This window comes from Pseudomonas sp. Sample_24 (assembly GCF_004307605.1).
Taxonomy (GTDB): domain Bacteria; phylum Pseudomonadota; class Gammaproteobacteria; order Pseudomonadales; family Pseudomonadaceae; genus Aquipseudomonas.
The window spans coordinates 36,577-45,838 of record NZ_RCNW01000002.1; the positions used below are offsets into that span (position 1 = coordinate 36,577).

The window sequence follows — 9,262 nt, forward strand, 5'->3', positions numbered from 1 at the left end:
AAGATAACCGATACCTGTTTAATTCGTTTATTGAGATATCTTGCGCGCGCGTACAGTCGGCCCAACTGAAGAAAGAGGGCCAGACGATGAACACTGTGAAGTCAATCACGACCGGTATCGCGTCACCACCCGCCAGCGTCTGGCGCGGAACGGTGGCCGGTTTTTCGGCCAGCCTCGTGGGGATCGGCCTGGCGCGATTTGCCTACACGCCGTTGCTGCCGGCCCTGGTCGGGGCGCATTGGTTCGACGCTTCCCGGGCGGCCTACCTGGGGGCGGCGAACCTTGCCGGCTACCTGGCGGGAGCGATTTTCGGCCGCTCACTGGCGGCGAAAACCTCAACCCGATTCACCCTGCGGGCGATGATGCTACTGGCAAGCATCGCGTTTTTTGCCTGCGCCTGGCCGGTGTCTTTCGCCTGGTTTTTTGCCTGGCGTTTTCTTTCGGGCGTTGCCGGCGGGGCCTTGATGGTCCTCGCCGCGCCAACGGTCCTGGCCCACGTTCCGCCATCCCGCCGAGGCCTGGCCGGTGGCCTGATCTTCATGGGCGTGGGCGTCGGAATCGCGGCTTCGGGGACGCTGGTGCCATTGTTGTTGCAGCAGGGTCTTGAACAGACCTGGCTCGGCCTCGGCCTGATCTCCCTGTTGCTGACAGTGCTGGCCTGGTGGGGATGGCCGACCGCGGATGCCCCGGTCAGCGGCACCTCACATCCGCGTCACTTTGCCGCTAACCGCACACTCAAGGCGCTGTATGCCGAATACGCACTCAACGCTGCCGGTTGGGTGCCACACATGATTTTCCTGGTGGATTTCGTCGCTCGCGGCCTGGGCCAGGGTTTGCAAACCGGTGCGCAATACTGGGTGCTGTTCGGCATCGGCGCGACCGTCGGGCCGTTGTTGGCCGGGCTGCTGGCGGATCGGGTCGGCTTCGGTCGCGCATTGCGAGTGTCGTTCATCATCGAAGCCATTTGCGTCGCAGTTCCGGCTTTCGGAGTTGGCAGCGTCTGGCTGATGGCTTCCAGTGTCATCGTCGGCGCCTTTGTCACCGGAACCGTGCCGTTGGTACTGGGCCGCGTGCATGAAATTCTCGCCCATCATCCGGCTCGACAGACGTCAGCCTGGCAAACCGCCACAGTCGGATTTGCACTGTTCCAGGCCGTCGCCGCTTATGGCCTGTCGTTCCTGTTTTCCTCCAGTGGCGGCAATTACAGTCTGCTGTTTCTCATCGGCACGCTGGCCATGTTGCTGGCCTTCGTCATCGATGTGCTGGCGGCTTTCCAGCGTCCGACAGCGGAGCCTCTGGTGAAATGAATTATGCCGAGCGCAATCGACTTTACTGGCGTCGCAATCTTGCCGTTTGTGTGTTCGGTTCGTTCACCACGCTGGTGAGCCTGAGCATGCTGTTGCCGTTCCTGCCGCTCTATGTGCAACAACTGGGCATGACCAGCCAGGCCGATGTGGTGCAGTGGTCCGCCGTGGCGTTCGGCGCAACGTTCTTTGGCACGGCGATTACCGCGCCGCTGTGGGGGCGGCTGGCCGATCGTTTCGGGCGCAAGCCAATGCTGGTGCGAGCGGCCATCGGCATGGCCATCGTCATGTCGCTGATCGGCCTGGCACGGGACGTCACCGATCTGGTTGTACTGCGACTGATCGCCGGGCTGATCGGCGGCTATGCGTCGGCCTCTATTGTCATGATCGGTTCCCAGGTGCCGAGGGAAAAAGCCGGTTGGGCCTTGGGCGTGCTGTCGACAGGGGCGTTGTCCGGTAATTTGATCGGGCCGCTGGTGGGCGGATTCCTGCCGCAATGGGTAGGCATTCGCGGCACGTTTTTCGTCGGTGGCGCGATGATTGCGCTGGCGGCGGTCACCACCATCGCGCTCATCCGCGAGGACTTCAATCGGGCTCGTGATGGTGCTCGACGAGTCGACAACAATCAGGCACCGGATGAACGTTCCCGATGGCCTGTCATCGGCGCACTGTTGCTGACCGCAATGATGGTGTTGCTGGCCAACATGTCGATCGAGCCGATCATCACCGTTTACATTGGTCACCTTGGCGTCGCCCTGGATGAGCAGGCGCGGATTGCTGGTGTGGTGATGGCCTGTTCGGCGCTGGGCAGTATCTTGACCGCCGCCAGGCTGGGGGCACTGGCCGACCGGGTCGGTAGCTGGAATGTGATCATTGGCTGCTTGCTGCTGACTGGCCTGCTGATGGTCCCTCAAGCGTACGTCACGCAATGGTGGCAACTGGCGGTGTTACGCGGGCTCATGGGCATGAGCATTGCCGGGCTGCTGCCGGCCATTGCCAAGCTGATCCGCCATTCGGTGGCGGAACACAACACCGGCAAAATTCTCGGTTACCTGCAATCGGCGCAGTTTTCCGGGCAGGTGATCGGGCCATTGATCGGTGGCCAGATCGGCGCGCATTTTGGCTTGCACCAGGTGTTTTTGCTGACCGCCGCGCTGCTGGTGTTGTGCGCCGCCGTCAACGGCTGGGTGAAAACCCGTTTGATTGCGGTGCCCGTCGTTACAGCGCGGCAGTGACGCCTTCCACGCGCACACTGTGCAGAAAGGTCGCCAGCGCACTGGAAAAATAGCCGTCGAGGCGGCGCACGAACACTGTCTCCACGTGAGCCAGTTCCGCGGGCAGTTCGTGCACCGCCACCAGGCCCGCGCGCGCCGCGTCGGCGATGACGCCTCTGGGCAAAAGCGTGATGCCGACGCCGGCGGAAACGCAGGCAATGATGGCTTCGATCGAGCCGAATTCCAGCGGCTCGGGAGCCAGCACGCCGAGCTGGGTCAGCAGCGTGTCCAGGCGTTGCCGATAGGAGCAGCCAAGGCGAAATACCACGGTCTTGAGATTCTCGACCAAGGCGACATCGTCGATGCGCAGCATCGTTGGTGAAGTGATCAGCACCAGTTCTTCGCGAAAGGCGACTTCAGTGTGCAGTTCCGGGTGATTGACCGGCCCGACCACGAACGCCCCCTCCAGCTTACAGTCGAGGACGTCCTGGATCAGGCTGCACGTGGTGCCGGTGCGCACCACCGGGCGGACCTCGGGATAGGCCTTGGCGAACCGGGCGATCAGCTGTGGCAAACGTAACGCGAGGGTGGTTTCCAGCGTGCCGATTTCCATCACGCCTTTGGGATGGCCGTCATCGCGGGCAGCGCTGGAGGCGTCGGTCAGCAGTTTCGACAAGCGGGCGGCGAAAGGCAGGATGCGGCGGCCGGCGGGCGTCACCTGCACGCCTTTGGCGCTGCGCTGGAACAACGCAACCCCGAGCTCGTCTTCCAGCGAGCGAATCCTCGAAGAAACATTCGACTGCACGGTGTTCAGTTCGGAGGCGGCCTTGTTCATGCTGCCGTGGCGTGCCACCGCGTCCACCACCTTGAGATCCGCTACATCCATCGACATCACCTATCTCAAAAAGTAATAGCCATTGCTATGGCTAACGCTACAAGGAGATTAGAGACGAGGTCCATTGAAGACAAGTGAAACGACGCTTTAGATTCACCAAAAACGATCAACGGAATCATTAATGATCATTTTACATGATCACCTGCCAGGCATAGGTTGAAGGGGCACAGATACCGCAGCCAGTGGCGGATCGAGTCTGAATCTGAGGCTGTGGAACAACAATAACGCAACCACTGCTACACGGAGTCAACGTGAATCATGCAACCGAGTCAGCCAGAATTCGCAACCACCCCCGGTACAAGGATTTGGTCTCACGGCAGCGACGGTTCGTCACCTGCCTGACCGCCGCAACCCTTGTCCCGTACTTCACGTTCATCCTCGTCGCCGCTTTCGCTCCCCAACTATTAGCGACGAAGGTTTCCGCCACCAGCATCATCAGCATCGGTTGGCCTTTGGGTGCGGTGTTCATCGTCGGGGCCTGGTTGTTTACCGGGCTCTATATTCATCGTGCCAACGGTGAATTCGATGACCTGACCGCAGAAATCCGCGCGGGGGCCATCGTATGAAACGCCTGCTCGTGAACCTCATCCTTCCGGTTCTGTTGTGCGTATTCGCCGCGCGCGCCATGGCCGGCGACGTCATCCAGAACGTCGAAAAACAACCGATCAACATCACGGCGATCAGCATGTTCCTGGTCTTCGTCGTGACGACCCTGGGCATCACCTATTGGGCTGCGTCCAAGACCAAATCCATGGACGATTTCTACACCGCCGGCGGTGGTATCAGCGGTTTCCAGAATGGCCTGGCACTGGCCGGTGACTACATGTCGGCGGCGGCGTTGCTGGGGGTCACCAGCATGATCTTCTTCAACGGCTTCGACGGTGTGCTGTATTCGATCAGCTTCTTTGTCGCCTGGCCACTGTTGTTGTTTCTGTTCGCCGAGCGCATCCGCAATCTGGGGCGTATCACCATTTCCGACATCGCCTCGTTTCGTCTCGACCAAAACCGCATCCGCACTCTGACCGCTTTCGGCTCGCTGACGGTGGTGTGCTTTTATCTGGTGGTGCAGATGGTGGGGGCAGGGCAGCTGATTCAGCTGTTGTTCGGCCTGCCTTACAACTATGCAGTGATTGCCGTCGGCCTGTTGATGGCGGTGTACGTGACGTTTGGTGGCATGGTTGCGACGACGTGGGTGCAGATCATCAAGGCCGGGTTGTTGCTGGTAGGCGGCACGCTATTGGCCTTTCTGGCGCTCAGCAAATTCGGCTTTTCCTTCGATCTGCTGTTCGAAAAAGCCGTGGCTGCGCACCACGATGGCGAACGGATTCTGCTGCCGAGCAAACTGGTGGCCGATCCGCTGTCGTTGATTTCGCTCGCATTGGGATTGGTGTTCGGCACGGCCGGACTGCCGCACATCCTCATGCGCTTCTTTACCGTGCCCGACGCCAAGCAGGCGCGCAAATCGGTGTTCGTCGCCACGGGGTTCATTGGCTTTTTCTACCTGATTGTCGCGGTGCTTGGGTTGGCTGCCATTGTCATCGTCGGACAGGATCCGGCCTTTTACGAAGGCGGCAATCTGGCGGGCAAGTTAATCGGCGGCGGCAACATGCCGGTGATGCACCTGGCCAAAGCCGTGGGTGGCGATCTGTTGCTTGGCTTCATTTCCGCCGTGGCGTTCGCAACGATTCTGGCGGTGGTGTCCGGGCTGACCATGGCGGGCACATCGGCGATTTCCCATGACCTGTATGTGATGGTAGTCCGCAAGGGCAAAGCCGATGCCAGCGACGAGCGTCGCGTGTCGCGTATCGCTTCGGTGGGCATCGGTATCGTCGCGGTGGTGCTGGGGATTCTGTTCAAGGACCAGAACATCGCGTTCCTCGTGGCGCTGACGTTTGGCGTGGCCGCGTCGGTCAACTTCCCGATTCTGGTGCTCTCTATGTACTGGAAAGGACTGACCACCCGCGGTGCGCTGATCGGCGGGGTCGCTGGTTTGGTGAGCGCGGTCGGGCTGGTCGTGCTCTCGCCGGCGGTGTGGGTCAAGGTGCTGGGCAATGCCGAAGCGATCTTTCCCTACGACTACCCGGCGATCATCTCGATGAACGTGGCGTTCTTCTTCACCTGGCTGGGCTCCGTCACCGACCGCAGTCACGGTGCAGTGCTTGAGCGCGAGCGTTTCGACGACCAGTTGATCCGTGCCCAGACCGGGCTCGGGGCCGCCCAGGCGGTCAATCACTGAGATCGTCGCGGCGACTTTTCCCTTCCTGATTTGCGACCTCTGCAAAAGGAGTCAGCCATGCAACTTAGAGACAATGGCTTGAGATTTTCACCCATCACCGTGGCCTTGCACTGGGTCGTGGCGTTTTCCCTGCTGGCGATCTTCGGCCTGCAACTGTTGATCAATATCGCCGCCAGCGAAGCCCTGCAACTGCAACTCGGCAGGCTGCAAAACCTGGTGGGCCTGGTGCTGTTTCTCGTCTCGATCTATCGATTCTGGGCGCGGATCACTTCGTACCATCCACTGCCGGTGGGCACGCCGAACCCTATCGAAGTGATCATCAGTCGCTCGGTGGCGGTGTCGCTGGCCCTGGCGATGGTGCTGCTGCCGATTGCGGTCTGGGCTTCACGATGCGCAGCCGGTGAAGTGGTGGAATTGCCGGGTGGGTGGTGGATTCCGAGCATCCTGCCGGTCAATGAGTCACTCAAGCATGTGGTCGATGTGCTGTTCAACATCGGCGCCTCGGCGTTTCTCGCCGGCCTGGCGCTGCACATTTTCGGCGCGGTCAAAAATCACTTTCTCCTGAAGAACAACACGCTCAAGCGGATGCTGGGCAAACATGTGGAGCTGTGAGTCATGAACCAGGACAGACTTGATTTTGCCGGTAACGCCATTACCCGGCTCTGCGGCGTTCAGTACCCGATCTTCCTCGGCGGCATGGCGGCCATTTCCGGGCCGCAACTGGTAGCTGCCGTGGCCAATGCGGGGGGGATGGGGGTCCTTGGCGGCTTGCGTCTGCCGCCACTGACCTTGCGTCGCTGGATACAGGAAACCCGTGCCCTGACTGACCGACCTTTCGGCGTGAACCTGGTGCCGCAATTCGGTGGCCCGGATGTGTTCGAAGCGCAGTTCCAGGTGATCCTCCAGGAAAAGCCCAAACTGTTGTCGCTGTTTTATGCCGAGAAGTATGCCGCCGACATGATCCCCCGGGCCAAGGACGCCGGGCTGATCGTGATGGTGCAAGCGGGGTCGGTGGAACTGGCCAACATCGCCATTGCCCAGGGTGCGGACATCATCATCGCCCAGGGCAGTGAGAGTGGCGGGCATCTCAATCGCGGCACGATCGGCATCATGCCGTTGTTGACCTCGATCCTTGCGGTTTGCGAAGGCCGGCCGGTTCTGGCAGCGGGCGGCATCGCCCAGGGTGACGACGTCCGGGCGCTGATGTCGCTGGGTGCAAGCGGGGTGGTGGTGGGCACCGCGTTCATCGCCACCGATGAATCCAATGCCCATCCGCTGTACAAACAGAAAATCGTCGAGGCGACCACGGACGACACCGAGTACCGTACCGGTTACTCATTTGGCTGGACCTACGGCACACCCCATCGAGTGATTCCCAATCGGGATAAATGGAACCTGTTGCGTTTCATCGGCGGCGGCGCCCGGGCCATCGACAAGCCAAGGATGGCCGAGAAACTGTCGCTGTATGCGGGGCAGGGCGTGGGCAAGATCCACAGCGTTGTGCCGGCGGCGGAGCGTGTGGCGGAGTTGGCGCGGGGTTTGGAGCGGCTACCGGTCGCCGAGCTTGCCGCGACCGGGCGGTTCTTGCAGGAGCCGAGAAGGACACTCGGCTGGCAGTAGCAGATTCAACATCACCGCTGACTGACGCAAAGCCTTCGCGAGCAGGCTCGCTCCTACACTGGATTTTTGCCAGGCACAAAATTTGTGTGCAGCGCAGATCCCCTGTGGGAGCCAGCCTGCTGGCGATGACGATGGCAAATCCAACATCACCGTTGACTGACCCCGCGCTATCGCGAGCAGGCTCGCTCCTACAGGTTTTGATTCACGCCACCGCCGGCCGGGCGATCTGTTGTTGTGCCAAGCCGATGAAGGCACTCATCGCCGAGGTGATCATCGTGTCGTTACGGCGAATGAACACCGTGGAGACATTGGCGAATTCCGCTGGCAGTGTGTGGCAGCGGATCGCATGGCGCACGCTGCAATTTTCTGCGATGGACTTGGGCAACAGGGTTACGCCCATTCCCGCGGCGACGCACGACAGGATACCGTCGAGCGTACCCAGTTCCATGATCTGGTTCGGCACAAGGCCGACCTGATAAAACCAGTTCTCCAGCGTCGAGCGATAGAAGCACCCGGTGCGAAACACCAGCACGGTTTGCTGAGGCATTTTTTCGATGAGGGCGGGCAGGGTTTCAAACTGATTGCTGCTGACCAGCACCAGTTCTTCGGTGAACACCTCTTCCTGGGCCAGCGCCGAATTCTGATGAAAGCCGCCGACAAACGCGCCATCGAGCCGATGCGCTTCGATCGCCTTGATCAACTCCACCGTGGTGCCCGTCAGCAGCGATAACTGCACGTCGGGAAACTGTTCGCGGTACTTGGTCAACACTTGCGGCAAGCGGATGGCCGCGGTGGTCTCCATCGAGCCCAACCGTAGCAAGCCCGTCGGGCTGCCGGTGTCCATCAATGCGCTGCGGCTTTCCTCGGTCAGTTGCAGAATGCGCCGGGCGTAACCCAGGAAAGTTTCGCCCGCCGAGGTCAGCACCACGCCGGACTTCTTGCGGATGAACAGCTCGCGATTGAGCTCCGCTTCCAGCTCTTTGACGCGCATGGTGACGTTGGATTGCACCGTATTCACCTGCACAGCCGCGGCGGTGAAGCTCCCCAGTTCAGCCACGGCGCAGAAAATCTTCAGTTGGCGCATTTCCATGATCGTTACCACCCATCATATAAAGTGATTGTGGACATATTTAATGATCACTTTACGAGCATTTCAGCGACTTAGTAAAGTGCTCGAAACGTTATGAAACGAGCGCAGTCCGCCGATGAAACTGACTTCAAACATTGATCATGTCTTCGCAGGGGGCTTGGCTGTCTTGCAGCCCGAAGGCCAGCAAACCGGCATCTACAAGCAACGCCGTGAAGGGCCGGTGCGTGTAGAGAGACAAGGGATTGTCGGCGATCAGCATGGTGACAGCCGCGTACACGGCGGTCCGGAAAAAGCCGTTCATCAGTATGCGGCGCAACACTATGCGCGCTTGGCTGAAGCTTTCCCTGGCAGTGCCTCTGAGTTGAAGGCGGGCAGTCTCGGGGAAAACCTCTCTGCACTCGGGCTGTGTGAGGTCAGCGTGCACATCGGTGATGTGTTCCAGGTCGGCAGCGCGGTGTTGCAGGTGTCGCAACCGCGCAGCCCTTGTTGGAAGATCAATCACCGGTTTGATGCTGAGCACATGTCGATGTTTGTCGCCAGGGAGCGCATCACTGGGTGGTATTACCGGGTCATTCAGCCGGGTGGGTTTGAGGCGGGGGACCGGATCGAGTTGCTTGAGCGGCACTCGGCGCGGTTTTCCATTGATGAGTTCTGGCAGGTGCAGTTGTCGCATCGGCCGGTGATTGATGATTTGCTGGCGTTGGCGGCTGCGCCGGGGCTGGCTGAGGATTGGCAGCGGCGTTTGTCGGAGCGGGCGAAGTATTTGCACAAACGTTCAGGTTGACGATTGACCTGATGGTTGCGGGTGTCATCGATTCCAGTGGAGCTGGCTTGCCAGCGATGGCGGACTGCCTGTCGATGTGATTTTGCGGGTGTGCGCGGTTTACTGTGGGAGCTAGCCTG

Annotated in this window: 9 protein-coding genes; 7 read left to right on the forward strand and 2 right to left on the reverse strand. The window is 60.4% G+C overall.

All coding sequences use genetic code 11. The features are described from left to right. The first annotated feature begins 86 nt into the window (after positions 1-86). Together D8V06_RS00220 and D8V06_RS00225 are read left to right on the forward strand one after the other, a co-directional pair. Entirely contained in the window at positions 87-1,307 is a 1,221-nt protein-coding gene (locus tag D8V06_RS00220; protein WP_130930235.1) for a YbfB/YjiJ family MFS transporter, read from the forward strand. Further along, positions 1,304-2,539: an MFS transporter gene (locus D8V06_RS00225; protein WP_177434280.1), complete on the forward strand. Its 1,236-nt coding sequence runs from the start codon at positions 1,304-1,306 to the stop codon at positions 2,537-2,539. The genes D8V06_RS00220 and D8V06_RS00225 overlap by 4 nt, the downstream gene beginning before the upstream one ends. On the opposite strand, the gene D8V06_RS00230 is transcribed toward D8V06_RS00225, so the two are convergent. Then, a complete protein-coding gene (locus tag D8V06_RS00230; protein ID WP_130907077.1) occupies positions 2,523-3,404 on the reverse strand; it encodes a LysR family transcriptional regulator in 882 nt (293 codons plus the stop codon). The two genes, D8V06_RS00225 and D8V06_RS00230, sit on opposite strands and share 17 nt — an antisense overlap. Before the next feature lie 260 nt (positions 3,405-3,664). Between D8V06_RS00230 and D8V06_RS00235 the strand changes: the two genes are divergently transcribed. Genes D8V06_RS00235 through D8V06_RS00250 form a run of 4 tightly spaced genes read left to right on the forward strand, consistent with a single transcriptional unit; the run spans position 3,665 to position 7,269 of the window. Further along, a complete protein-coding gene (locus D8V06_RS00235) occupies positions 3,665-3,979 on the forward strand; it encodes a DUF485 domain-containing protein (RefSeq protein ID WP_056856618.1) in 315 nt (104 codons plus the stop codon). Further along, the gene (locus D8V06_RS00240) at positions 3,976-5,649 is read left to right on the forward strand and encodes a cation acetate symporter (protein ID WP_130904540.1); all 1,674 of its coding nucleotides are present in this window, start codon (positions 3,976-3,978) and stop codon (positions 5,647-5,649) included. Before D8V06_RS00235 ends, D8V06_RS00240 begins: the two co-directional genes overlap by 4 nt. Positions 5,650-5,706: 57 nt before the next feature. After that, the gene (locus D8V06_RS00245; protein ID WP_130904539.1) at positions 5,707-6,261 is read left to right on the forward strand and encodes a cytochrome b/b6 domain-containing protein; all 555 of its coding nucleotides are present in this window, start codon (positions 5,707-5,709) and stop codon (positions 6,259-6,261) included. Between the two features lie 3 nt (positions 6,262-6,264). After that, on the forward strand, positions 6,265-7,269 hold the full coding sequence (locus D8V06_RS00250; protein ID WP_130907076.1) for a nitronate monooxygenase: 1,005 nt from the start codon (positions 6,265-6,267) through the stop codon (positions 7,267-7,269). A gap of 202 nt (positions 7,270-7,471) precedes the next feature. Here D8V06_RS00250 and D8V06_RS00255 read toward each other — a convergent pair whose 3' ends face one another. Next, entirely contained in the window at positions 7,472-8,359 is an 888-nt protein-coding gene (locus tag D8V06_RS00255) for a LysR family transcriptional regulator (protein WP_056856614.1), read from the reverse strand. Positions 8,360-8,474: 115 nt separating this feature from the next. Between D8V06_RS00255 and D8V06_RS00260 the strand changes: the two genes are divergently transcribed. Continuing rightward, on the forward strand, positions 8,475-9,143 hold the full coding sequence (locus D8V06_RS00260; RefSeq protein ID WP_130930237.1) for an MOSC domain-containing protein: 669 nt from the start codon (positions 8,475-8,477) through the stop codon (positions 9,141-9,143). Positions 9,144-9,262 lie beyond the last annotated feature (119 nt).

Excerpts from the sequence above, each read along its gene's own strand:
- D8V06_RS00230 (WP_130907077.1), bottom strand. The coding sequence starts at position 3,404 with ATGGATGTAGCGGATCTCAAGGTGGTGGACGCGGTGGCACGCCACGGC.
- D8V06_RS00240 (WP_130904540.1), top strand. The coding sequence starts at position 3,976 with ATGAAACGCCTGCTCGTGAACCTCATCCTTCCGGTTCTGTTGTGCGTA.
- D8V06_RS00255 (WP_056856614.1), bottom strand. The coding sequence starts at position 8,359 with ATGGAAATGCGCCAACTGAAGATTTTCTGCGCCGTGGCTGAACTGGGG.
- D8V06_RS00245 (WP_130904539.1), top strand. The coding sequence starts at position 5,707 with ATGCAACTTAGAGACAATGGCTTGAGATTTTCACCCATCACCGTGGCC.
- D8V06_RS00220 (WP_130930235.1), top strand. The coding sequence starts at position 87 with ATGAACACTGTGAAGTCAATCACGACCGGTATCGCGTCACCACCCGCC.
- D8V06_RS00260 (WP_130930237.1), top strand. The coding sequence starts at position 8,475 with ATGAAACTGACTTCAAACATTGATCATGTCTTCGCAGGGGGCTTGGCT.
- D8V06_RS00250 (WP_130907076.1), top strand. The coding sequence starts at position 6,265 with ATGAACCAGGACAGACTTGATTTTGCCGGTAACGCCATTACCCGGCTC.
- D8V06_RS00225 (WP_177434280.1), top strand. The coding sequence starts at position 1,304 with ATGAATTATGCCGAGCGCAATCGACTTTACTGGCGTCGCAATCTTGCC.